The organism is Streptomyces cinerochromogenes, assembly GCF_014648635.1.
GTDB classification, from domain to species: Bacteria; Actinomycetota; Actinomycetes; order Streptomycetales; family Streptomycetaceae; genus Streptomyces; species Streptomyces cinerochromogenes.
On the sequence record NZ_BMRM01000003.1, the window covers coordinates 374,036 to 396,678 of the forward strand.

The window sequence follows — 22,643 nt, forward strand, 5'->3', positions numbered from 1 at the left end:
CGGCCTGAAGCTGCGGCACGTCTCCCATTCACGACCGTGGCCTACCAGGCGTACGGAGGAGCGGGGATGGTCTGGGCCCTCGCGCTGGTCACCGTCTTCGGCGCGCTCGCCCCGACCCTGGCACCCGTCACGGTCCAGGCGCTCACCGGGCACCTCCCGCAGATCGTGCCCGCCCGGATCTTCTTCGGCCCGGCCGCCCTCCGCGGCTACCTGGTGCTACGGCGGAGCGGTCCGGAGCGGCGCATGGCCGACCTCCGCCCGCCGGCCCCGTGCCGTCGGACATGCATCACCGCTGCCACCCATGCGTCTTGGGGCAAGGAGCCGTGCACTGTCCGGCAACCGGGCGCCCGCTGTCCGACCTAGCGTGACGGCGTTACCTGTCACGCATCCGGACACGAGGACGCACCACATGCCGTACATCACCGTTGGCCATGAGAACTCCACCACCATCGATCTCTACTACGAGGACCACGGCACCGGGCAGCCGGTCGTCCTCATCCACGGTTTCCCGCTCGACGGCCACTCCTGGGAGCGGCAGAGCGCCGCGCTGCTCGACGCCGGCTACCGGGTGATCACCTACGACCGCCGCGGGTTCGGGCAGTCCAGCCAGCCGACGACCGGCTTCGACTACGACACCTTCGCGGCCGACCTGAACATCGTGATGGAGACCCTCGATCTGCGGGACGCCGTCCTCGTCGGGTTCTCGATGGGTACCGGAGAGGTCGCCCGGTACGTGTCCCGCTACGGCTCGGCCCGGGTCGCCAAGGTCGCCTTCCTGGCCTCGCTGGAGCCGTACCTGCTCAAGACCGACGACAACCCGGACGGGGTCGCTCCGAAGGAGTTCTTCGACGGTGTCGTCGCGGCCGTCAAGGCGGACCGCTACGCCTACTACACCGACTTCTACAAGGACTTCTACAACCTCGACGAGAACCTCGGCACCAGGATCAGCGAGGAGGCCGTCCGCAACAGCTGGAACGTCGCCGCGGGCGGCGGAGCCTTCGCCGCGGCCGCCGCACCGTCGACCTGGTACACCGACTTCCGGGCCGACATCCCCGCGATCGACGTACCGGCCCTGATCCTGCACGGCACGGGCGACCGCATCCTGCCCGTCGAAGGGACCGCGAGGCTGTTCCACAAGGCCCTGCCGTCGGCCGATTACGTGGAGATCGAGGGCGCCCCGCACGGCCTGCTGTGGACCCACGCGGAGGAGGTCAACGCGGCTCTCCTCGCCTTCCTGGAGAAGTGACCAGGACGGAACAGGTCCGCGACCGTCAGCTGCCCGCCCGGGGATCCGGGCGGGCAGCTCGCGGTCCCAGAGGGGGCGCCGGCAGGCAAGTCGCCCTGCGCGCACAGGCATGGCGGCCGCCCGACCGATGCCTACATTTCCGGAACACACCCAGTTGCATTTCCGGAACACGCCCAGTTGCAGGAACGAAGAGGCCCACATGCAGTTCGGAATTTTCTCGGTGGGGGACGTGACCCCCGACCCGACCACCAGCCGTACCCCGTCGGAGGGCGAGCGGATCAAGGCGATGGTCGCCATCGCGTCGAAGGCGGAGGAGGTCGGCCTGGACGTCTTCGCGACCGGTGAGCACCACAACCCGCCGTTCGTGCCGTCCTCGCCGACCACGATGCTCGGCTACATAGCCGCGCGGACGCAGAAGCTGGTCCTCTCCACGTCCACCACCCTGATCACCACCAACGACCCGGTGAAGATCGCGGAGGACTATGCGATGCTCCAGCACCTGGCCGACGGGCGCGTGGACCTGATGATGGGCCGCGGCAACACCGGGCCGGTGTACCCGTGGTTCGGCCAGGACATCCGGGAGGGCATCAACCTCGCCAAGGAGAACTACGCCCTGCTGCGCCGCCTGTGGCGCGAGGACGTCGTCGACTGGGAGGGCAAGTTCCGCACGCCGCTGCAGGGCTTCACCTCCACCCCGCGCCCGCTGGACGGCGTACCGCCGTTCGTCTGGCACGGCTCCATCCGCTCGCCCGAGATCGCCGAGCAGGCCGCGTACTACGGCGACGGCTTCTTCCACAACAACATCTTCTGGCCGACCGACCACACCAGGCGGATGGTCCAGCTGTACCGGCGGCGGTACGCCTACCACGGGCACGGACGGCCGGAGCAGGCGATCGTCGGCCTGGGCGGGCAGGTGTTCATGCGGAAGAACTCCCAGGACGCGGTGCGGGAGTTCCGGCCGTACTTCGACAACGCGCCGGTGTACGGCCACGGGCCCTCGCTGGAGGACTTCACCGAGCAGACCCCGCTGACCGTCGGCTCTCCCCAGCAGGTCATCGAACGGACGCTGTCCTTCCGCGAGATCGTCGGCGACTACCAGCGCCAGCTCTTCCTCATGGACCACGCGGGCCTGCCGCTGAAGACCGTCCTGGAACAGCTCGACATCCTCGGTGAGGAAGTGGTGCCCGTGCTGCGGAAGGAGTTCGCGATCGGCCGCCCGGCCGACGTACCGGACGCCCCCACCCACGACTCCCTGCGCGCCGTTCAGGAGGTGTCCGCCGCATGAAGCTCGTCGCCGTGTCCGCGGGGCTGAGCACCCCGTCCTCCACCCGTCTGCTCGCCGACCGTCTCGCCGAGTCGGCCCGGGGCGAGCTGGCCGCTCAGGGCCACGACGTGGAGACGGAGGTCATCGAGCTGCGGGAACTCGCCGTCGCCGTCGCCAACAACCTCGTGACAGGATTCCCCGCGCCGCCACTGGCCGCCGCCGTCGACGCCGTGACCGGCGCCCACGGCCTGATCGCCGTGACCCCCGTGTTCACCGCCTCCTACAGCGGGTTGTTCAAGTCGTTCTTCGACCTGATCGATCCGGACGCCCTCTCCGGCAAGCCGGTCCTCATCGCGGCGACGGGAGGTACGGCACGCCACTCCCTGGTCCTGGAGCACGCCCTGCGACCGCTCTTCGCCTACCTGCGCGCCACCGTCGTCCCCACCGCGGTCTACGCGGCGTCCGAGGACTGGGGCGCCGGCGGCGACGAGTACACCGAGGGCCTGCCCGCACGCATCCGACGGGCCGCCGGTGAGCTCGCCGCCCTGACGGCTGCCCGTCCGGCCGAGGAGACGCCCCAGGACGACGTCACCGCACTGGAACGGCAACTCTCCGACCTGCGGTTCGACTGAGCCCGCCACCGCGCCGCGCACAGTGCCGGTCAGCCGCCCGCTTCGATGTCACGCTCGTGCGCCCGGCGCCGCTTCGGCCGGGGACGGACACGGTCCAGGGCGGCACCGGCCCCCGTCACCGCGGCGACGACCAGCATGAAGACGAAGCCGAGCTTGCCGCGGCGCGGCGGCCGCCGAACCGGGACTCCGGAAGCTCTTCCCCTTCACCAGCATGTGGGTCCTGTGTTTCAGCGCCGACGCGGAGAAGCCCACCTTCGCGGAAGCGCCTGCCGTGGTGGCCCAGCCCGGTGGCCGGTTCCAGGCGAAGAGCGATCGGTGGGGCGACATCGCGCCGACCAGGCCCGCGAGCGTCCCGACCATGGCACCGCGCCCCTGCACCGCCGAGAGCGGGCGCGCGGTCCGCGCCGCTGTGTCACCTTGGCCCGGAGAGCAGGTGCCGCGCCGGCCGCGAGACGGGAGATGCCATGGGGACGGATCCTGCCCCGCAAGGAGGGCCGGAAGCCGGGACGGCACCCGCACGGCAGCCGGGACGCAGGCGCTTCCTCGGGGCGTGCGCCGGCCTCGGGCTCGCCTCGGTGACGGCCGCGGCCTGCGACGCGGCCGCCCCTCCACGCGAGCAGCACCGGGCGGACGCCTCCCACCGGCCCGAGGCGGAACGGGACCGGCCGGGGACACCCGAATGGCGTATCACCTCACGGGGCCCCGCCCCGGCCATCGCCGGCTACGCGGACCGGGTGAGCGTGACGCCGGGCGAGGAGTGCGGCCTGTACGTCTCGACGACCGCGTCCTCCTTCCGCGTCTCGGCCTTCCGCGTCGGCTGGTACGGCGGGTCCCAGGCCCGGCTCGTGTGGTCGTCGGAGCGCATACGGGGCCGCGTCCGACCGGAACCCCGCTTTCTGCCGGGTACCCGTACCGTGCGCGCGGACTGGCCGCGCACGCTCACCCTCGGCACGACCGGCTGGCCGGAAGGCGCGTACCTGCTGCGGCTGGAGGCGGACAGCGGCCACCAGCGCTACGTCCCCCTGATCGTGCGCTCCACGCGGGGCACGGGGCGTACGGTCCTCATGCACGCTCCGGCCACCTGGCAGGCCTACAACCGGTGGGGCGGCTACAGCCTCTACGCCGGTGCCTCCGGCGCGTACGCCGCCCGCTCCCTGGCCGTCAGCTTCGACCGGCCCTACGACGCCGACGGCGCGGAGAAGTTCATGGTGTACGAACGGGCGGCGGTGGTCCTGGCGGAACGGCTCGGCATACCCCTCGCCTACACCACCGGGACGGACGTGCACCGCGACCCGGAGGTCCTGCGCGGCGCGGCCGCCGTCGTCTGCCTGGGGCACGACGAGTACTGGACCCCGGAGCAGCGCCGGCATGTCACACAAGCCCGTGACGCCGGCACCAACGTGCTCTTCCTCGGCGCCAACACCTGCTTCCGCCGGGTCCGCCTGGAGCCGGGCGAGACGCAGCCGGACCGCACGGTGGTCTGCTACAAGTCCTCCGTCCGGGCCGACCCCTGCTACACCACCCAACCCGCCCTGGTGACCACCGACTTCCGCCAGGCCCCGGCGCCGGACCCCGAGTCGTCACTCACCGGAGTGCTCTACGAGGGCTACCCGACCGACGCGCCGTACGTCGTCCACGCGGCGGACCACTGGCTGTACGAAGGAACGGGCGTACGGCCCGGCGACGGCTTCGACCACCTGGTCGGCGTCGAGTACGACCGGGTCACCCCGACGTCACCCGTCCCCGAGCCGCTGGAGATCACGGCCCACTCCCCTCTGGTGTGCGATGGCCGCCGCAGCCACAGCGACTCGGCGTACTACACGACTCCGAGCGGGGCGGGTGTGTTCGCCACCGGCACCATGCGCTGGGTGGAGGCCCTCATGGCCGGCACCTCAGACGGCGGCCGCCACCACGGGATGGACGCCCGCACCCGCGACTTCGTCAGCCGTACGACGGAGAACGCCATGCGAGCCTTCGCGGAGGGCCCCGCCGCCCATCACCGCCCGGCCGTACGCCCGAACGTCAGCGAGGTGTACAAGGACCGGGCATGAGGCGGCCGGCGCCGGAGTAGCCCGGCCCCCGGCAACCGTGGGCTCGCCAGGGCCCTCGCAACCGGCTGAAGGGCGAACAGGAACGACGGGGACAGCAGTACGGGCCGCCGCCCCCGTACCGGCCGAGGCCGCGCTGCGTCACGGCATGGGATGCGAACCGCCCCCATCGGTGGAACGCTCGAAGCCATGGACGACACGCGACTGGTCCCCCTCCCGGGCAGCGAGCGGAGCGCCCAGGAGACTGCGCGCTCCATCGAACCGGTGAGCGATTCCGAACGCATCGAGGTCACGCTGGTCCTGCGCCGCCGCGCCGAGATCCCGGATGACCTGGTCGAAGGACCCGAGACGATCACGCGTGAGGAACTGGCGGCCCGCTACGGCGCCGACCCGGCCGACATCGACATGGTGAAGCGGACGGCGGAGCAGCACGGGCTGACGGTGACGCTGGTGGATCCGGCCTCGCGCCGGGTCAAGATCTCCGGAACGCTCGGTCGGCTGCGGTCCGTCGTGGAGGCCGACTCGCTGACCCAGGTCACGACTCCCGACCCGGCACGCGAAGGCCGCACGGTGGAGCACCGGCAGCGCACCGGCCACCTGCGCATCCTGCCCGAGTGGGACGGCGTCGTGATCGGCGTGACGGGCCTGGACAACCGGCCCCAGGCGCGCCCGCACTTCCAGCGCCTCAAGACCCGCGCCGTCCCATCGGCGTACTCGCCCGTCGACCTCGGCAGGATCTACCGCTTCCCCCAGGGGACGGACGGCAGCGGTCAGACGGTCGGCGTCATCGAACTCGGCGGCGGGATCCCGGACGGCGACCTGGACGCGTACTTCGCCGAGCTGGGCATCCCCACGCCGTCCGTGGACGTCGTCGAGGTGGGCAACGGCAGTAACGCCCCGGGCGACCCCGCCGACGGGGAGGTGATGCTCGACATCGAGGTGATCGGCGCGCTGGCGCCCGGTGCGCGCCAAGTCGTGTACTTCGCGGAGAACAGCGCGCAAGGCTTCGCCGACGCCGTCAGCACGGCGGTGTTCGCCGATCCGACGCCCACGGCGGTGAGCATCAGCTGGGGGCAGCGCGAGGACCTGTGGACCGCGCAAGGCCGCGCGATCCTGGACGCGGCGCTGGCCGACGCCGCCGCCATGGGCGTCACCGTCTGCGTGGCGTCGGGTGACAACGGCAGCAGCGACGGCGATCCGACGGGCAAGCGGCACACCGACTTCCCCGCCTCGAGCCCCCGCGCCCTCGCGTGCGGCGGTACCCGCCTGGAAGCCGACCCGGACACGGCCACCGTCAGCTCCGAGACCGTCTGGAACGACGGCGCCGGGGGCGCCTCCGGCGGCGGGATCAGCCGCACGTTCAAACAGCCCGGCTGGCAGGCGAACGTCGGCGTACCCGACGGCGACGGCCAGGGCCGCCGGCGTGGCGTTCCCGATGTGGCCGGGGTCGCCGACCCGGCGACCGGATACCGAGTACTCATCCAGGGCCAGGACGAGGTCATCGGCGGGACCAGCGCCGTGGCCCCCCTCTGGGCCGCGCTGACCGCCCGCTTCGCCGAGGCGCTCGGCCGCCCGCTCGGCATGCTCCAGCCCCTCCTGTACGACGGCGCGGCAGCGGGGACGACCCCGACCGGCCTCCGTGACATCACCCAGGGCGACAACGGCGACTTCGCGGCCGTGCCCGGCTGGGACGCCTGCACAGGACTCGGTGTTCCGGACGGTCAGGCACTGCTGAACCGCCTCGGCTCGGTGTCGCAGCCGCACATGTCGACGCCTTCACCGGGCGGCGTCTGATCCGCGCAACGGGCTCCCGGCCGTCAGGGCCTGTCTCCTCGACCGGTCGACGCCTTGCCGTGGACCAGCAGGTCGATCACGCCCGTCAGGTCCTCCTCGCCGCTGCCCTCGGCCAGTCGGCGGCGCATCAGCTCGAAGTACGGGCGGAGCAGTTCCGGACTGACGCCCTGTTGTTCGGCGGTGTCGAGGAAGGTCGGGGTACCGGCCACCTGCATGGCGAGGTTGGAGACGACGCCCTTGGTGTAGTCGCCGCTCCGCAGTTGGTCGGCGGTCTGGTGAACCGCCGGGGCCATCGCGACGAGCCAGTCGGCGAGCAGCGGGGCGAGCGACGCGGGGTCGATGTCCTCCTTGCGGATCAGGGCGAAGGCGTGCGCGGCCCCGGCGAACATGCCGTACATGGCGCTGAGCAGGGCCACGTCGTGCAGGGCGGCGAAGCCCGCGTCCTCGCCGACGTAGGTGGTGCCGGCCGGGACGCCCAGCGTTTCCTGATGCCGTTCGAACAGCTGCCGCGAGCCGCTGTAGAAGACGTAGCCGCCGGCCTCCGGCACACCGATCATCGGGGGGACGGCCATGATCCCGCCGTCCAGGTAGCGGGCGCCGCGCTCGCGGGCCCACTCGGCGCGGGCGCGGGCCTGGGCCGGGGTGCTGGTCGTCAGGTTGACCAGGTCCCTGCCGGCGAGATCGGTTCCGCCCAGCACCTCGCCGACCGAGGCGTCGTCCAACAGGCACGTGACGACCAGGCGGTTCGCCGCGACCGCCTCGGCGGCGCTGTCCGCGACCCCGGCGCCCTCGGCGGCGAGTACCGCGGCTCGGGCCGGGTTGCGGTTCCAGACGGTGAGCGGATGGCCGGCGGCGAGCCAGGCGCGAGCCAGCGCGGTGCCCATCGCACCGAGTCCCAGCAGCGTGACGGGGGTCTTCTCAACAGAATGGTGTGTCATGCCGATTAGGCTGGTCACAGGCCCGGGAATGATCAAGTACGCACTTGGTGGTGGGTGGTTACCCCGGGGTGAGCGAGCACGTCGGAAGGGTGGGGCATGACGACGCTGAACCGGCCGGGCGCACCGGATGGACACGTCTGCGGGATCGACACCGCGATGGAGGTGATCGGCGGCAAGTGGAAGGTCCTGATCCTCTGGGCGCTCCACGAGCAGCCCTGCCGCCGCTTCGGCGAGCTGCGCCGGCTGCTTCCGGGGGTCACCGAGAAGGTGCTGGCTTCCCACCTGCGCGAGATGGAGGCGGACGGCGTCGTGCACCGCGTCTCCTACGACGAGGTGCCGCCCCGCGTCGAGTACTCGCTGACCGAGGACGGCAAGCGTCTCAACGACGCCCTCCAGCCGCTGGCCACCTGGGGCCGCGAGCGGGCGACCGCTGGGGAGCCGGAGGAAAGGGCAGGCTAGGGCGACCCGCGCCTCGGCCCTTCGCCGCAGCAGCGGTTCCCCCAGTCGGAGGCGCGCCAGAAGCGGTCGAAGGCACGCTCCCGGTCGGCTTCGCTCATGCCGGGCCCCTGGTCGACGATGTGCAGCTCGCCGCCCGGGACGCGGTGGAGGGTGAGGGTGGTGCCAGGTGGGGACACGCGCAGGGCGTTGGCGAGGAGGTTGTCGATGATCTGTTCCAGCGCCCCCGGGATCGCCCACACCCGGCCGACGGGCGGGCCGGTGATATCGATGGCGACGTACTGCTCGGCGGCCAGCGGCTCCCACATCGCGACCCGGTCGGCGAGCGCGGCGTCCAGGGCGACGGGCTCGGGGGTGGTGGCGGCGTTCTCCAGGCGGGCCAGGGCGAGCAGCCCCTGCACCATGCGGCCCTGGCGCTCCACCTCGCCGACGGCCTCCTCCAGGCTGCCGTGGGCGCGCGGGTCGAGGTACGGTTCGAAGTTCTCCAGACGCAGCCGCAACGCCGCCAGCGGGGTCAAGCCGGTCGCGGCGCCCGGCCGGCGGGCCGGACGCCGCGACGGGCGTGGGTCAGCTTGCAGAGGTGATCGGCCGGCCGAGGTGCCGGGCGAAGAAGCGGACCGCGCTGTCGGCCTCGAACCGGGGCAGTTCCTTGTGCTTGCCGGAGTTGGCGTGCAGGGTCTTCTCCTTCGAGGCGAAGGCGTCGAACAGCGCGAGACCGGCCTCGCGGGGGATGTGCTCGTCGTCCCACTGCATGTCGAACTCGATCGGGACGGTGATCTGCTTCGCCTTCTCGGCCAGCACGTCGGGCCAGTGCTGACCGAAGACCGCGGCGGTGATCCTCGGGTCGCTCGCCACCAGCGGTACTCCGATCGCGGTGCCCATGTTGAGGCCCCAGAACCCCACCGGCCCTTCGGAGCCGATCTCCGTGAGCTGCTGGAGGGCGTCCAGGGCCGCCTGGTACTCGGGCACGGCGAGTTCGGCCAGGTGGGCGTTGTAGCGGACGATGATCGGGCCTTCCGGCTCGCCGGCCGCCCTCGCGCGGAACATCTCGGCGATCTCCGCCTCGTCGTGCGCGGTGCGGGGCCGGTCGCCGTGGCCGGGCGCGTCGAGGACGGCGACGTGGAAGCCGCAGCCGGCCACGAGGAGCTTGGCCCGTCCGGACATCGCGGGGTGCTTTTTGTGGTTGCCGCCGCCGTGGGCCAGCAGAACCAGGGGCGCGCGCTCGCCCGCCCCGGAGGCCGGCGACCAGAGAACGCCGGGGACGTCACCGATGGTGAAGTCGCGTTCGACGATGCCGTTCGACGACGACTGACCGGAGAACTTGAGAGTGTGCATGGCGTGTTGCCTTTCGGGAGTGCCTGGTGATCGAGGCGCTCCCGGCGACAGCTGTGTCTATCGCTCGGCCGTGACGGGAAGGGGGAGCACCCACGGGGATACAGCGTTCATGGGTCTCACCTCCTTGGCCGGTGTCACGGACGAGTGGAAACTATCAGATCGATCATCAGCCCGGCCGGAGTTTTTCCGCCTTCGGAGGGTGCGCTGCCGGGCCGTTGAGCCGGAGGGCGTGCTCCCGGGCTGTTGGGCGGTGCGGCCAGGGCAGGCTGTCGGCGACTCGCCGGGGACGTCGCCGACAGCCCCGCCGGAAAGTGCCTGAGAGGGACGCGGGGCCGGCGTCAGGCGCGGCCGGCGCGGAGGAAGTCACGCATCAGGGCGCCCCACTGCTCGGGCTGTTCGACGAACGGCAGGTGCCCCGTGGGGATCTCCGCGTACTGCGCGCCCGGGATGGTGTCGGCGAGCTGCCGGTGATGGTGCGGTGTGACGAGCTGGTCGAGGGTGGTGGAGATGACGAGGGTCGGTACGGCGATGGCGGGGAGGTCGGCTCGTACGTCGACGTGGTCGATGAGCAGGTCCAGGTGTTCCGGGGTGCCGGGCGGGATCGTGGCTGCGGTGTTCTTGAGGGCCGTGTCGAGGGCGTCCTGGCCGACGGCGTCCAGGGCGGGGGCGCTGAGGCCGAGCAGGGACAGGAAGCCGGCCAGGTGCTCCAGGTCGTCGGAGCGCAGCAGGTCCCGCCAGATCCGGGCCGCCAGCAGCATCCGCGGGTTGGGGTGGGCGAACCCCGCGGTGAGGATGAGAGCGGTGACGCGTTCGGGGTGCCGGGTGGCGGCCCGGACCGCGACGGAACTGCCGAGCGAGTAGCCCGCGATGGCGAAGGATTCCACGCCTTCCTCCACGGCGGTGGCGACGAGTTCGTCGGCCAGGCCGTCCAGGGAAAGCGGAGCGCCTGCGCGCGGCGTTCGGCCGGTGCCGGGATAGTCGGGGCCGACGACGGTGTGCTGCGCGGCCAGAGTGTCCAGCACCGGGCCGTAGTTGGCGTCGATGCCGCCGCCGGCTCCGTGGGCGAGCAGCAGGCCCGGGCCGGTGCCGCGCACGATGCGGCCGAGGCTTGAGGTGGGCAGAGCAGTGGACATAGGTGTCTCTCCTTCGGTTTCTGAGTGGGGTTCACTGCCGGGTGGTGGCCGCGGCGAGTGTGAGGGCTGTGGGGGAAGGGGCGGACCGGAAGGTGGTGCGCCAGCCCGAGTGGTCGTAGAGCCAGGCGCCCAGGGGGGCGCCGAGGACGGTGGTCAGGTTCCAGCCGGCGGTCACGACGGCGACGGCGCGGCCACGCCGTGACACAGGTGTCATCGCCACGGCGATCACACCGCCATCGCGGAGGTGGTGCTGTGGGTGAGCGTGGTCGGCGTCCGCGCCGCCGCCAGGGCGCCGAGGCCGCCTGCCGAAGCCGCGGCGATGGTGCCGGCGACGAACACGTCCAGCAGGACCGGCGGCGCGCGGCGGCGGGGGAGTCGCACCAGCGGTGAGCACTGCCAGGGCGGCCGTGCGGTCCGGCACCGACGGCAGCGGCCGTCGGAGCGTTGAGGGGGTGGTGCTGGTGGTCATGACCAGGACGCTAAAGTCTCACATCGGTGTGAGAGTCAATCGGGTGAGGTGCAGGTCACATGCGCATCGGGGAGATGGTCCGCCGCACCGGGGTCAGCGAGCGACTGCTGCGCTACTACGAGGAGCAGGGGCTACTGGCGCCGACGAGGCTGCCGAGCGGCTACCGGGTCTACAGCGACGCGGACGTGGACACCGTCCGGCGCATCCGCTTCCTGCTCGCCGCCGGACTGCCGACAGCCCTCATCGCCCGGGTCCTGCCGTGCGTCCGCGACGACAGCACGACCCTGGCGCCGGTGTGCTCCGACCTGGTGGCGGATCTGCGCCGCGAGCGTGAGCGCATCACTTGCGCGATCAATGACCTGGAGGCGTCACGGAGTGTGCTGGACACGGTCATCGCCGCGGGCCCGGACGCCCCCGAGCCGGACGCCGGTGTGGACGCCGCCGAGTTGACGATCCGACAGCCGGCGTCCCGGGGCTGACGCCGGCCGCCTCCCGCCGGTTTCGGCCGGCGGGTCGGCACACGGTCTCTCCAACGCCACCTCCACGAACTCGGCGTCGAGTCGACAGCCGCTCGAAGCGGCTGCACGGACGCCCCCGCCCTGCGACGGGCGGTACGACGCCGGTACGGCACCACGCCTGCCGGCCTACGCCGCCACGGCCCGGGTGACGGCGACGTCCCCGCAGACCGCCCCACTGCTCCCTGGCGACCGTCTCGCCGGCCGTGGCGCCCCCGGACGCGAGTGCTCCCGAGCGATGCCGGCATGCCGGCGTCAGGCCAGGTTCTTCTCCAGGGCGGCGATGTACGCGTGGATGAAGTGATCGCGCACACCGTCGCTCGACGGTGCGAGCGGGTCGGCGACGTAACCCTTGGCATGGTCGGCGAGACCGCCGAAGAGGGACGTCTTCTCGCGGAGCCGGCCGTCGGAGTCGAGGTAGCGCAGGGTCTCGACGTGGGTGTAGGCGGGCTCCGGCGGCAATGTCGGGACGACGTCATTGTTGTTGACGAAGCGGAACATGCGCTGCTTGAAGCCCTTGTCGCACGCCTCGGCCAGGAAGCGGTCACAGGTGCGGGGCCGGCCGTACGTGTAGACGCCGTCCGCGAGCAGCTTGGGATCCTCGAGGTACAGCCGTGCACCGGCGAGCATGGCCAGGGCGCCCCCGAGGCTGTGACCGGTGAAGAACAGGCTCTGCCCGTTCGTCCGCGTCTCCTCCAGGGCGGTCTTGACGGTGGGGAAGACGGATTCCAGGGCTTGGGCGAAGCCGTAGTGGACGTACCCGGTGTTCGCGGGGCCGGGCCAGGGCGGGGTGGTGGTGTCGGAGAGCCAGTCGCGGATCTGAGCGGGCTCGGTGCCGCGGAAGGCGGTGTGAAGCGGGTGCGGTGGTGCCGTACCGTCTCGAACCCCCCTTGGCGGGCCTGCTTCTCGATGGTGGCCTCGTCCTTGTATGCGGGTCGCGGCAGCATGGAAGAGGCCTGATAGATTCATTGACACGAATATTCGTCGGAGTGAATACTGGGCGCATGGACGCACTCCTCGCCGCACTGGCCGATCCAGCCCGCTGGCGGCTGGTGGGCCTGCTGGCCGAACGACCCCGCTCGGTCGGTGTTCTCGCACAGCTGGCCCAGGCCCGCCAGCCGCAGACGACCAAGCACCTGCAGACCCTTGAGCGTGCCGGCATCGTCACCTCCCAGCGCATCGGCCAGCGCCGCGTCTACGCCCTCCGGTCCACCGCCCTGCGCGAGCTGGCGACCGTACTCGGCCGACTCGCCGACACCGCGGACCAGGCCGACAACGGCCCGCGTGCGACGTACGACCGTCAGGAGCGCGCCCTGGACGCGGAGCGGCTCGCTGCCCGGGAAGCGGGCTGGGCGGACGGCCGTTCCTTCACCTTCCACCGCTCGCTGACGGCACGTCCCGAGCGGGTCTGGCGCCACCTGACCGAGACCGCCCTGCTCGCCCGCTGGTGGACCCCCGACGACCTGCGCGTCAGCGAACTCGTCTTCGAGGCGCGCCCCGGCGGGCGCATCGTCCAGGCGTACCGTGACGCCGAAGTCGTCGAGAACTCGGACCTGGTCGTCGGACGCGCGCAGGGCGTCGTCGACGACCTGCGTCCCGGCGAGCACCTCGCCTACCGCCTGTGCCCCCTGCTTCCCGACGGCCGCCCCGCCTTCACCGCACACATCCGCATGGACCTGCGGCCCAAGGGAACGGGCACGGGCCTCGACGTCCACTGGCGCATCACCGACAGCACCGTCGGCTCCGCCGACTTCGTCGCCGGTATCGAGACCGGCTTCGGTCAGAGCCTGGACAGACTCGCGGCTCTTCTCCGCGAGCACGCGCACGACACCGACAGCATCGACGCGAGGAGCACGAGATGACCCAGCAGAGCAGCGGCCGCCGCATCGTCACCAACACGGCCCTCTCCCTCGACGGCCGCTACGCCGCCCCGGACAACCCGCTGGACATGAGCTGGGTGATGCCCTACGCCGTGACCGACGTCGCCCGTGACCACCTGGCGAGCCTTCACCGGACGGCGACGACGGCCCTGCTCGGCCGCGTCAACGCCGAGGGTTTCCTCGGCTTCTGGCCCACCGTCATCGGCATGGAAGGCGCCGACCCGCGCGACGAGGCCTTCGCGAAGTGGCTCGTCGACACCGACAAGGTCGTCCTGTCCTCCACTCTCGACCAGGCGCCCTGGGAGCGGACGACGATCGTCGACAAGCCCACCGGCGAAGTCGTCACCGACCTCAAAGCCACCGAGGGCGGTGACGTCCTCGTCCTGTCCAGCGCCAGCGTCATCAAAGCACTGCTGGCAGCCGACGCGGTCGACCGGTTGGCCCTCACCGTCTTCCCGGTCTTCCTCGGCGGCGGACCGCGCCTCTTCGAGGACGGCCTGCCGGCCGGCAAGTGGACCCTCGTCAGCCAGGCCGCGGGCGAGCACGGCACGTTGGCTCTCGTCTACGACCGGCTCCGCTGAGCCGGGGATCCGACAGGCCGGCCGCCAGGTCCTCCCCGCCGGGGTGAACTACGGCAGGCAGGAGAAGGATCGCACCGCGCACCGCCGTACGCCCGTGAACGGCGCTGCCGCCGGGTCCACCGTACGGCCACCGTCAGCGAGGCGGCCACCCCGGCCGTACTTGATATTTCTCGGCTCCTCAAGTCGGTCCACACCGGATAACTCACATTCCGTACGGGACAACGTCTGGAAAGAACGGTGCACATGCCCTTCATCCCGTGAAACTAACCCGGGTTTTGTGTGCTTGTGGGGCTGGGACAAGGGCATCCGGTGGCCAGGAGGTTGATAACGATGGTTCCCCTGCTTCTGGTTCTTCTGCTGGCTCTGATCCTCTTCGGTGCGGGTTTCGCACTGAAGGCGTTGTGGTGGATCGCGGTCATCGTGCTGGTCGCCTGGCTGCTCGGCTTCGTCGTCCGGCCCGCGGGCAGTGGTGGCCGCAGGGGGCGTTGGTACCGCTGGTAGGCGAAGGTGCCCTGAGCGCGCAGCCCGTGCCCCGCGCACGGACACCAGTGGGGCCCGGCCGGGTACGGCCGTGCCCCACTGGTGCACGTCCCCGGCGATCGGCGCGGGGCCTGGCCGCGGGCCTCCGGGGACTCGACGGACCCCGTCAGTCCAGGATCGTGGCGATGCCACGGCGGCGAAGGTCGGCCAGCCCGTCCAGCATGGCCTCGATCTGCTCGGGGGAGTGCCCGACCCATGCCTTGAGCTCCGACACGACGCGCACAGGCTCGCGCGTGCGATAGGAGCGGGTGGGGTTGCCCGGGAACTTCCTGTCGGTGACGTTGGGGTCGTCCTCCAGATCGCCGGTCGGCTCCACCACGTAGATCCGTGCCGGCCCTTCGCCGACTGCGAGCTCTGCACCCCAGGCGGCGGCATCCAGGGTCTCGGAAACGTAGACATGGCGGGACGTGCGTCCCGCCTCGTAGTTGGAGGCGCGGCCAGGGGTCAACAGATCCCCCGGTACGAGGTCTGCCTTCGTACCGTGCAGGTAGGTTCCCGCCTCGTACACCTGGAAGGGGACGGGGGCACTGGTCATGGGCTACTCCTTCGGCCTGGCCCTGGGGACGACAGGGACCATGATGCGCACACCGACGGACCGACGGCACCAGCACCGCGGGACGCGGCCGAGGCTGCCGTCGCCGCTCCGCACGCCAGGATGGTCACGCCTCTCCCCAGGCGCCGTGCGGGGTGCACGGGGCGTCTGCTCTGTGGCTGAAGGAAATGTGTTCGACCGGCCGGGGCCGGCCAGGCGAAGATGCGCACTTGTGACAACGATGAAGCAGTCCCTGATCCGGGCCGCAGCCCGCAACAACGCCGAGTGGTGTGCGTCGATGAACCGATCGCACGGCTTGACGGGCGAGTTCGGAGAGCAGGCCTGGGCCGTCCCCTCCCGGCCGCCGCTGTACTACCCCGACGCGGTGACGCTGGTGCCGGGGGCCGATGCCGCCGCGTTGGTGGACCGGATCGACACCGCTGCCGCCGGCGCCTGTGTCAAGGACAGCTTCGCCGACCTCGACCTGACGGGGGCCGGGTTCGAGGTGCTGTTCGACGCGCAGTGGATCCACCGCCCGGCGGGCGCGCCGCCCACCTCACCCGGTCTCGCCTGGGACGTCGTCAGGGACCGGGACACGTTGCGGGCCTGGGCCCTTGCCTGGGACGACGGGGACGGCAACGCGGACCTCTTCCGGCCCGAGCTGCTCGACGACCCGGCCACGTCCGTGTTCGTCGGACGCTCCCCTGACGGCCGGGTGGCCGCCGGGGCGGTGGCGAGCCGCAGCGACGATGTGGTCGGAATCTCCAACGTCTTCGCGGTGGAGGGCGGCGCCGACCGGGCCTGGCCGGGGGTGCTGGACGCAGCGCACCGGTTGTTCCCGGCCCTGCCCGTGGTCGGCTACGAGCACGGCGCGGACCTGGAAGCCGCTGTCCGCCACGGCTTCGAGGCGGTCGGCCCGCTGCGGGTCTGGCTGCGGGGGTAGTTGATCCGCGGGTCACGTTCCCGGCCTCAGCGGCGTTGAGGCCGCCTCACGCACAGAGGGCGCGGGGACCCACCGGGCGTGACGGGCCGGGAACGTGACCCGCGTACTACGCCGCCGGCTGCCCGGCGGCGACCGCACCCGCGGCCGTCTCCGCCGCCTCCCGCGGCAGCGTCAGGAACGCCGTCAGGACCGCGCTCACCGCGTACAGCAGGGCGAAGATCCACATGACGCCCTCCACGCCGAGCGGCCCCAGGAAGAGCCCGACGACGGCCGGCCCCAGGAACGTGCTGACGCCGGCGCCGAGATTGAGGGCCGACATGGCCTGCCCCTTGTGCCGGGGCGCCATCGACGGCATGAGCGCCGACAGCGGCACATAGCCGGCGAGCGTCGCGCCGAAGAGACTCACCAGCAGCAGCGCCAGCGGGAAGTTGTGACCGGCGGCCACGGTCCCGTAGTACAGCAGCAGCGTCGTCACCGCGCAGCCCGCACCGCCGCACCAGGCGACGGTGCGCCGCCAGCCGATACGGTCGCCGACGACACCGAAGAGCAGGTTGAAGAAGATGTTGGTGGCGAACATCGCCGACAGCAGCCGCAGCCACTGCGCGAGCGAGAACCCCAGCGTGTCGGTGAAGAACACCGGCAGGAAGACCAGGAAGCCGAACTGCGCCGCCGTGTTGATCGCCCGCACCACGGCTCCGGCGCCGATCCGCGGGTTGCGCCAGACGATGGCGAGGGAGCCGAGCAGGGTCGCCACGGGACGCTCACCGGCCGGGGCGAGCCGGGAGCGGCCCACCGGTTCGCGCACCAGCAGCAGGGCGATGAGCCCGCCGGCGACCACCAGCGCGAGTGAGATCCACAGGGTCTGGTAGGCGCCCGCCCACGGCACCGCGAAGCTGGCGAACAGCGAGCCCAGCGTGGGCAGTCCGCCGGTGAACGCGAACCAGAACCAGCCCACGGCCGAGCCCAGCCGGCGCGGCGGCGTCACGGCCGTCACCCAGATCAGGAAGCCGTAGGCGAAGAGCGGATAGCCGAAGCCGCGCAGGCCGTACGCCGTCAGCAGCAGGCCCATGCTGTGGACGGGGATCGCGACCGCGAGGAAGAAGACCTGCAGCGCCGCCCACACGCAGAGCCCGAGCAGCATGACGCGGCGCGGCCCCCACAGGTCGGACAGCGCGCCGGAGAACCACGCGGCGATGCTCGCCGTGACCCCGTACACGGTGAACAGCAGGGCCACCTGGCCGCGGGGGAATCCCTCGTCGAGGAGATACGGCGACAGGTATCCGGATTCGACGCCGTCACCGATCATGAATATGAGAACGCCGAGAAATCCCCAGGCAAGTGCCCGGGGAATTCCGATGCGATCGAGGTTCAGCACGTCTCATCACCTTTTTCGGGGTTTTCGGCGGAGCGGAATGCCGCGAGTGGTGACGATGAAAAGAGCCGTGCCGGGGCCCGTCAATCCGCCGGTGGGAACACCTCGCGGAGCGCCGGAGCCGTCGCGTGAAGTCATCCGTCGGACGGGTGGCGGGCGGGCGCGTTCGCGCAGGTCAGAGGTGCGAGCGGGGGTGGTGTCCGCGCTGCGCGCCGGGTGAAGTCCGCGTGATGTTCACGTGACGGACGGCCGGTCAGCCGGCCACCACACGCACCGCCACGCCCTGCTCGCGCAGCCGGCGCACCTCCGTCGCCGGGGCGGCGTCGTCCACGAGGATCAGGTCGAAGTCGGTGAGCGGGGCCAGCGCGTACAACCCCTGGTTGGCGAACTTGGTGTGGTCGATGAGCAGCACCCGGCGGGCCGCGGCCGCCATCATCGCGCGCTTGACCTGCACGGTTTCCGGCGACATGTGGTAGCAACGGCCGGCGGTGACGGCCGTGGTGGACATGAACAGCACATCCGCGCGGAACGCCTCCACGCCGGCCGCCGTGTGCGGGCCCATGAAGGCGTCGTACGCCGGGAAGTAGGTGCCGCCGAGGGCGACCAGCGCCACTCCGGGTTCGCGGGCGAGGGAGGAGATGGCGGGCAGGGAGTTGGTGATGACGGTGATCGGCGTGTGCGCGGGCAGGTGCTGGGTGAGGGCGAGGCAGGTGGTGGAGTCGTCGACCATGACGACCTGGCCCGGCGCCAGCTCCTCCGCGGCCGCACCCGCCAGACGCCGCTTGACCTGGGCCATCGCCCGCATGCGTTCGCCGACGCTGCCGTGGAACTGCGTGGAGGGCAGACAGCTCGCGCCGCTGCGCACCTTCCGCAGCCAGCCCTGCGCCTGCAGGGCGTCCAGGTCGCGGTGGATGGTCATGACGCTGACGTCGAACTCCGCGGCCAGGTCGGCGGTCCTGACGAACCCCTTGCTGGTGACGAGCTCGCGCACCCGGCGCCGCCGGTCGGCCTGGGCGTCCACGCGGTCCATGACGTCGACCTCCATGCGAACTCGCCGTGCGAAACTCACACGAACATAACACAGCGGTCGGCCGCCCCACGGGCCCCGCGGCTGGTGGTGCACGGCTCTTCGACGGCACTCGGCGGCACCTCACCGGTACTTCACATCGAGCCCCGCCTCCGTCGCGGGATATGCACGGCGCGTAATTGACGGGGCTTCTCCCGCGGGTTTCCCTGAGGGGGTCGCCGGAGCAACGAAGGGACAGGGGAGTGCAGCCATGTCGGTACTGACCGTCGACGTCGGCACGTCCGTCATCAAATCCGTGGTGTTCGACGATCGAGGTCGGGAATTGGCGGTGTCCCGCATCGGCACCGAGGTGCTGCGGCCGTACCCCGGATGGGCCGAGCAGGACATGGAGGCCGTGTGGAACGCGGTCGTGTTCACGGTGCGCGGCGCGCTCGCCCAGCTGGGGGAGTCGCCTGATCCGGTGTGGCTGGTCGCGTTCACCGCGCAGGGCGACGGCTGCTGGCTGGTCGACGGTGAGGGCCGCCCGACCGGGCCCGCGATCCTGTGGTCCGACGGGCGGGCCGGCGATCTGCTGGCGCGCTGGCAGGCGGACGGCGTGCTGGAAGGGGCGTTCCGCCGCAACGGCTCGCTGACCTGTGGCGGCATGCCGAACGCGGTGCTCGCCTGGCTCGCGCGGCACGACCCGGGGCGGCTGGAGCGCTCGCGGACCGCGCTCACCGCGGCGGGCTGGCTCTTCCTGAAGCTCACCGGCGTCACCGCGATCGACCCCTCGGACGCCTCCGCGCCGTTCCTCGACCACACCACCGGCGACTACGACCCGGCGGTGATCGGCCTGTTCGGCATGGACTGGGCGCGGCCGCTGCTGCCGCGGGTCCTCGGCGAGAAGGAACGGATCGCCGAGATCACGCATCACGCGGCGGGCGAGCTGGGGCTGCCGGCCGGTCTTCCGGTCGTGATGGCGCCGTACGACATCGCGGCCACCGCGCGCGGCGCGGGCGTGGTGGAGGCCGGACAGGCGTGCGCGATCCTCGGCACCACGCTGTGCACGGAGATCGTGCGCGACTCGGTGGACACGTCCGGTGAGCCGTGCGGCATCACCATCGCCTACGACGGTCCCGAGCGGGTGCTGCGCGCCTTCCCGACGCTGGCCGGTACGGAGGTGCTGGACTGGGCGTGCCGGACGCTGGGCGCGGACACTCCGGCCGCGCTCGGCGACCTGGCGTTCTCGTCCGAGCCGGGCGCGCGGGGGCTGGCGTTCCTGCCGTATCTGTCGCCGGCCGGGGAGCGGGCGCCGTTCCTCGATCCCCGGGCGCGCGGGGCGTTCTGGGGGCTGTCGCTCACGCACACGCCGGCCGACCTGGCCAGGGCGGTGTTCGAGGGCCTGTCGCTGGTGGTCCGGGACTGTCTGCACACGTCGGGGACGCGGGTGCGTGAGCTGCTGCTGTGCGGGGGCGGCGCGGCCAGCGACCGCTGGTGCCGGATGATCGCCGACGCCACCGGGGTGCCGACCGCCCGCAGCACCGACACCGAGCTGGGCGCCAAGGGAGCCTTCCTGACCGGTCTGGTGCTCACCGGCGCCGTACGCGACATGCGCGAGGCCGTCGACGGGTGCGTGCACAGGGGGTCGGCCTGGGAGCCGGACCCCGGGCGGGCCGCCCTGTACGACGAGCTGTACGCGGCCCATCTGACCTGGCGGGACGCGGCCCGAGGGCTCGGCTGGACACCCGCCGCCACCCGCCGCGCCCCGGAGGCCACCCATGTCTGACGCCCTGTCCCCCGACGCCGTCCACCTCGGTCTCGACCTGGGCACCCAGAGCGCCCGCGCGGTCGCCGTCGACGGCACCGGACGGGTCGTCGGCGCCGCGTCCCACCCGCTCACCGGCCGCCGTGACGGGCCCCGCCACGAGCAGGACCCCGCACAGTGGTGGTCCGCGCTGAGCACCGCCTGCCGCGCGGCCCTCGCCGGCGTGGAGGCGGGCCGGGTGCGGGACGTGGCCGTGGACGCCACCTCCGGGACGATCCTCCTCGCCGCTCCCGACGGCACCCCGCTGACCGCGGGGCTGATGTACGACGACGGGCGCGCCGGCGACTGCGCGGACCGTGTCAACGCGGTGGGTGCGCCGGTGTGGGAGCGGCTCGGCTACCGCAGCATGCAGCCCTCCTGGGCGCTGCCGAAGCTGCTGTGGCTGCTGGAACGGGACCGCCCGCCCGCCGGGACCCGGCTGCTGCACCAGGCCGACCTGGTGACCTGGCGGCTGGCCGGCCGGCAGGTGCCGAGCGACGCGAGCCACGCCCTGAAGACGGGATACGACCTGCTCGCCGAGCGCTGGCCCGAGGAGGAGCTGTCCGAACTGGGCGTCCCGGCGGGGCTGCTGCCCGACGTCGTACGCCCCGGCACGGTCGTCGGCGACGTCTGCGCCGAGGCGGCCGCCGCCACCGGCATCCCGGCCGGCACGCCGATCGTCGCCGGCATGACCGACGGCTGTGCCGCGCAGATCGGCGCGGGCGCGCTGGAGCCCGGCGCCTGGAACGCGGTGCTGGGGACGACGCTCGTCCTCAAGGGCGTCAGCCCGCACCCGGTGCGCGACCCGGCCGGGGTGGTGTACTGCCATCGCGGGCCCGAGGGCACCTGGCTGCCCGGCGGCGCCTCCAGCAGCGGCGCCGGCGTGCTCACCCGGCGCTTCCCCGGAGCCGACCTGTCCGCGCTGACCGCCGAGGCCGCGGCGAGGTGGGGATCGACGCGTGCGCCGGGTGCGCCGGGCCCGACAGGCCCGCTGGCCTCGACGGCTGCCCCGGGTCCGACCGCCGTCACCTACCCGCTCGCCGGTGACGGCGGTGAACGCTTCCCGTTCCGCGCCCCGCAGGCCACCGCGTTCACACTCGGCCGACCGGCGGGCACGGCCGAGGAGTTCCACGCCTGCCTGCTCGGCGTGGCCTGCCTGGAACGGCTGTGCTTCGACTACCTCGACCGGCTCGGCGCCCCCGTCACCGGCCCCCTGCACCTGACCGGCGGCGGCGCCCGCAACCGGTACTGGTCCCAGCTGCGCGCCGATGTCCTCGGCCGCCGGGTGCTGCTGCCGGAACAGGCCGAGAGCGCCGTCGGCATGGCCGTCCTCGCGGCCACCGCGTCCGGGGTCGCCCTGCGGGACGCGGCGACGGCGATGGTGCGCGTCCGCGAGGAACTCGACCCGGACCCGGACCGAACGCGGCTGCTGCTGCCCGTCTACCTCGGCTTCGTCGACGAGCTGGTCCGCCGGGGATGGCTGGAGGAGCAGGTGGCCGCCCACGCCCACGGAAAGGCCCGGACATGACCGACTTCGTGCTCGTACGGCACGGCGAGACCGCATGGCACGCGGACAACCGCTACGCCGGCCGCAGCGACGTACCGCTGACCGAGCGCGGCCACAAGCAGGCGGCGGCGCTGGGCGGTTGGGCGGCCGGGCAGCGTCTGGACGCCGTGCTGTGCTCACCGCTGTCGCGGGCCCGGCTCACCGCCGAGCCGGCGGCCGCCGCCCGCGGCCTGCCACTGCGCGTGGACGAGCGGCTGTACGAGGTCGACTTCGGCCGCGGTGACGGGCTGACCCGCGCCGAGATGGCCGAGCTCTTCCCCGACGAACTGGCCGCGTTCCTCACCGACCCGGTCGCCCACCACCTGCCCGGCGGCGAGGACCCGGCGGCGGCCGCCCGGCGCGGCGTCGCCTGCCTGACCGAGGTCGCCGGCGAACTGCCCGACGGGCGCGTCCTGGTCGTCGCCCACTCCACCCTCGTACGCCTGATGCTGTGCGCCCTGCTCGGCATCCCGCTCGCCCGCTACCGGAGCGTGTTCCCCGTGCTGGAGAACGGCGCGCTGACCGAACTGCGGCTGCACGAGGGACAGGCCGCGCTGCTGCGGCTCAACGTCCCCGCCCTGCCCGTCCACCACCCCTGACCGACCGGAG

The 22,643-nt window shown here is 72.3% G+C and carries 25 protein-coding genes and 1 pseudogene; 16 read left to right on the forward strand and 10 right to left on the reverse strand.

From position 1 onward, the window contains the following. Positions 1-66: 66 nt before the first annotated feature. From IEZ20_RS08040 to IEZ20_RS08065, 7 genes and pseudogenes are all read left to right on the forward strand, one after another. Positions 67-363 (forward strand): hypothetical protein, encoded by a 297-nt coding sequence (locus IEZ20_RS08040; RefSeq protein ID WP_189295857.1) that lies wholly within the window; start codon positions 67-69, stop codon positions 361-363. A gap of 46 nt (positions 364-409) precedes the next feature. After that, complete coding sequence (locus IEZ20_RS08045; protein WP_189295858.1) at positions 410-1,246, forward strand: alpha/beta fold hydrolase; 837 nt, start codon at positions 410-412, stop codon at positions 1,244-1,246. 199 nt (positions 1,247-1,445) lie between these two features. Further along, positions 1,446-2,531: an LLM class flavin-dependent oxidoreductase gene (locus tag IEZ20_RS08050; RefSeq protein ID WP_189295860.1), complete on the forward strand. Its 1,086-nt coding sequence runs from the start codon at positions 1,446-1,448 to the stop codon at positions 2,529-2,531. After that, entirely contained in the window at positions 2,528-3,142 is a 615-nt protein-coding gene (locus IEZ20_RS08055; protein ID WP_189295862.1) for an FMN reductase, read from the forward strand. Before IEZ20_RS08050 ends, IEZ20_RS08055 begins: the two co-directional genes overlap by 4 nt. Before the next feature lie 172 nt (positions 3,143-3,314). Next, positions 3,315-3,458: pseudogene (locus IEZ20_RS40675) on the forward strand (DUF6193 family natural product biosynthesis protein); the annotation flags it as partial. Positions 3,459-3,606: 148 nt separating this feature from the next. Continuing rightward, entirely contained in the window at positions 3,607-5,193 is a 1,587-nt protein-coding gene (locus IEZ20_RS08060) for a N,N-dimethylformamidase beta subunit family domain-containing protein (protein WP_229895948.1), read from the forward strand. A 186-nt stretch (positions 5,194-5,379) separates the two neighbouring features. After that, on the forward strand, positions 5,380-6,984 hold the full coding sequence (locus IEZ20_RS08065; RefSeq protein WP_189295864.1) for a S53 family peptidase: 1,605 nt from the start codon (positions 5,380-5,382) through the stop codon (positions 6,982-6,984). Positions 6,985-7,007: 23 nt separating this feature from the next. Here IEZ20_RS08065 and IEZ20_RS08070 read toward each other — a convergent pair whose 3' ends face one another. Further along, positions 7,008-7,922: an NAD(P)-dependent oxidoreductase gene (locus IEZ20_RS08070; protein WP_189295866.1), complete on the reverse strand. Its 915-nt coding sequence runs from the start codon at positions 7,920-7,922 to the stop codon at positions 7,008-7,010. Positions 7,923-8,018: 96 nt separating this feature from the next. On the opposite strand from IEZ20_RS08070, the gene IEZ20_RS08075 reads away from it, so the two are divergent. Next, complete coding sequence (locus tag IEZ20_RS08075) at positions 8,019-8,381, forward strand: winged helix-turn-helix transcriptional regulator (protein WP_189295868.1); 363 nt, start codon at positions 8,019-8,021, stop codon at positions 8,379-8,381. On the opposite strand, the gene IEZ20_RS08080 is transcribed toward IEZ20_RS08075, so the two are convergent. From IEZ20_RS08080 to IEZ20_RS08100, 5 genes are all read right to left on the reverse strand, one after another. Next, positions 8,378-8,896 (reverse strand): sensor histidine kinase, encoded by a 519-nt coding sequence (locus IEZ20_RS08080; RefSeq protein ID WP_308434647.1) that lies wholly within the window; start codon positions 8,894-8,896, stop codon positions 8,378-8,380. The genes IEZ20_RS08075 and IEZ20_RS08080 overlap by 4 nt on opposite strands. A gap of 49 nt (positions 8,897-8,945) precedes the next feature. Then, on the reverse strand, positions 8,946-9,713 hold the full coding sequence (locus IEZ20_RS08085) for a dienelactone hydrolase family protein (protein ID WP_189295870.1): 768 nt from the start codon (positions 9,711-9,713) through the stop codon (positions 8,946-8,948). A 338-nt stretch (positions 9,714-10,051) separates the two neighbouring features. Beyond that, positions 10,052-10,846, reverse strand: coding sequence for an alpha/beta fold hydrolase (locus IEZ20_RS08090; protein ID WP_189295871.1), 795 nt, complete (start codon positions 10,844-10,846; stop codon positions 10,052-10,054). A 31-nt stretch (positions 10,847-10,877) separates the two neighbouring features. Then, a complete protein-coding gene (locus IEZ20_RS08095; protein ID WP_189295874.1) occupies positions 10,878-11,060 on the reverse strand; it encodes an MFS transporter in 183 nt (60 codons plus the stop codon). Positions 11,061-11,071: 11 nt separating this feature from the next. Beyond that, entirely contained in the window at positions 11,072-11,227 is a 156-nt protein-coding gene (locus tag IEZ20_RS08100) for a hypothetical protein (protein ID WP_189295876.1), read from the reverse strand. Positions 11,228-11,374: 147 nt separating this feature from the next. Between IEZ20_RS08100 and IEZ20_RS08105 the strand changes: the two genes are divergently transcribed. Continuing rightward, positions 11,375-11,794 (forward strand): MerR family transcriptional regulator, encoded by a 420-nt coding sequence (locus tag IEZ20_RS08105; RefSeq protein WP_189295878.1) that lies wholly within the window; start codon positions 11,375-11,377, stop codon positions 11,792-11,794. 291 nt (positions 11,795-12,085) lie between these two features. On the opposite strand, the gene IEZ20_RS08110 is transcribed toward IEZ20_RS08105, so the two are convergent. Then, complete coding sequence (locus IEZ20_RS08110) at positions 12,086-12,799, reverse strand: lipase family protein (protein WP_444545255.1); 714 nt, start codon at positions 12,797-12,799, stop codon at positions 12,086-12,088. A gap of 35 nt (positions 12,800-12,834) precedes the next feature. Between IEZ20_RS08110 and IEZ20_RS08115 the strand changes: the two genes are divergently transcribed. The 3 genes from IEZ20_RS08115 (at position 12,835) to IEZ20_RS08125 (ending at position 14,792) form a co-directional block, all read left to right on the forward strand. Further along, on the forward strand, positions 12,835-13,692 hold the full coding sequence (locus IEZ20_RS08115; protein ID WP_189295879.1) for a metalloregulator ArsR/SmtB family transcription factor: 858 nt from the start codon (positions 12,835-12,837) through the stop codon (positions 13,690-13,692). After that, positions 13,689-14,291: a dihydrofolate reductase family protein gene (locus IEZ20_RS08120; RefSeq protein ID WP_189295881.1), complete on the forward strand. Its 603-nt coding sequence runs from the start codon at positions 13,689-13,691 to the stop codon at positions 14,289-14,291. Before IEZ20_RS08115 ends, IEZ20_RS08120 begins: the two co-directional genes overlap by 4 nt. Before the next feature lie 330 nt (positions 14,292-14,621). Then, on the forward strand, positions 14,622-14,792 hold the full coding sequence (locus IEZ20_RS08125) for a DUF5670 family protein (RefSeq protein WP_189295883.1): 171 nt from the start codon (positions 14,622-14,624) through the stop codon (positions 14,790-14,792). Between the two features lie 145 nt (positions 14,793-14,937). On the opposite strand, the gene arr is transcribed toward IEZ20_RS08125, so the two are convergent. Beyond that, positions 14,938-15,366, reverse strand: coding sequence for an NAD(+)--rifampin ADP-ribosyltransferase (gene arr, locus IEZ20_RS08130; RefSeq protein ID WP_189295885.1), 429 nt, complete (start codon positions 15,364-15,366; stop codon positions 14,938-14,940). A 238-nt stretch (positions 15,367-15,604) separates the two neighbouring features. On the opposite strand from arr, the gene IEZ20_RS08135 reads away from it, so the two are divergent. Then, entirely contained in the window at positions 15,605-16,306 is a 702-nt protein-coding gene (locus IEZ20_RS08135; protein ID WP_373303913.1) for a hypothetical protein, read from the forward strand. A 106-nt stretch (positions 16,307-16,412) separates the two neighbouring features. Here IEZ20_RS08135 and IEZ20_RS08140 read toward each other — a convergent pair whose 3' ends face one another. Both IEZ20_RS08140 and IEZ20_RS08145 read right to left on the reverse strand, forming a co-directional pair. Next, a complete protein-coding gene (locus IEZ20_RS08140) occupies positions 16,413-17,681 on the reverse strand; it encodes an MFS transporter (protein WP_268253033.1) in 1,269 nt (422 codons plus the stop codon). A 250-nt stretch (positions 17,682-17,931) separates the two neighbouring features. Then, a complete protein-coding gene (locus tag IEZ20_RS08145; protein WP_189296244.1) occupies positions 17,932-18,708 on the reverse strand; it encodes a DeoR/GlpR family DNA-binding transcription regulator in 777 nt (258 codons plus the stop codon). Positions 18,709-18,955: 247 nt separating this feature from the next. Here IEZ20_RS08145 and IEZ20_RS08150 point away from each other — a divergent pair, with 247 nt between their 5' ends. From IEZ20_RS08150 to IEZ20_RS08160, 3 genes are read left to right on the forward strand one after another with little or no spacing between them, the layout of a single operon-like run. Continuing rightward, positions 18,956-20,470 carry an FGGY-family carbohydrate kinase gene (locus IEZ20_RS08150; protein WP_189295889.1) on the forward strand — a complete coding sequence of 505 codons (1,515 nt, stop codon included), beginning with the start codon at positions 18,956-18,958 and terminating at the stop codon, positions 20,468-20,470. Further along, positions 20,463-22,016, forward strand: a complete 1,554-nt coding sequence (locus tag IEZ20_RS08155; protein ID WP_189295891.1) for an FGGY-family carbohydrate kinase — start codon at positions 20,463-20,465, stop codon at positions 22,014-22,016. Before IEZ20_RS08150 ends, IEZ20_RS08155 begins: the two co-directional genes overlap by 8 nt. Further along, positions 22,013-22,633, forward strand: a complete 621-nt coding sequence (locus IEZ20_RS08160) for a histidine phosphatase family protein (protein ID WP_189295893.1) — start codon at positions 22,013-22,015, stop codon at positions 22,631-22,633. The genes IEZ20_RS08155 and IEZ20_RS08160 overlap by 4 nt, the downstream gene beginning before the upstream one ends. Positions 22,634-22,643: the final 10 nt, after the last annotated feature.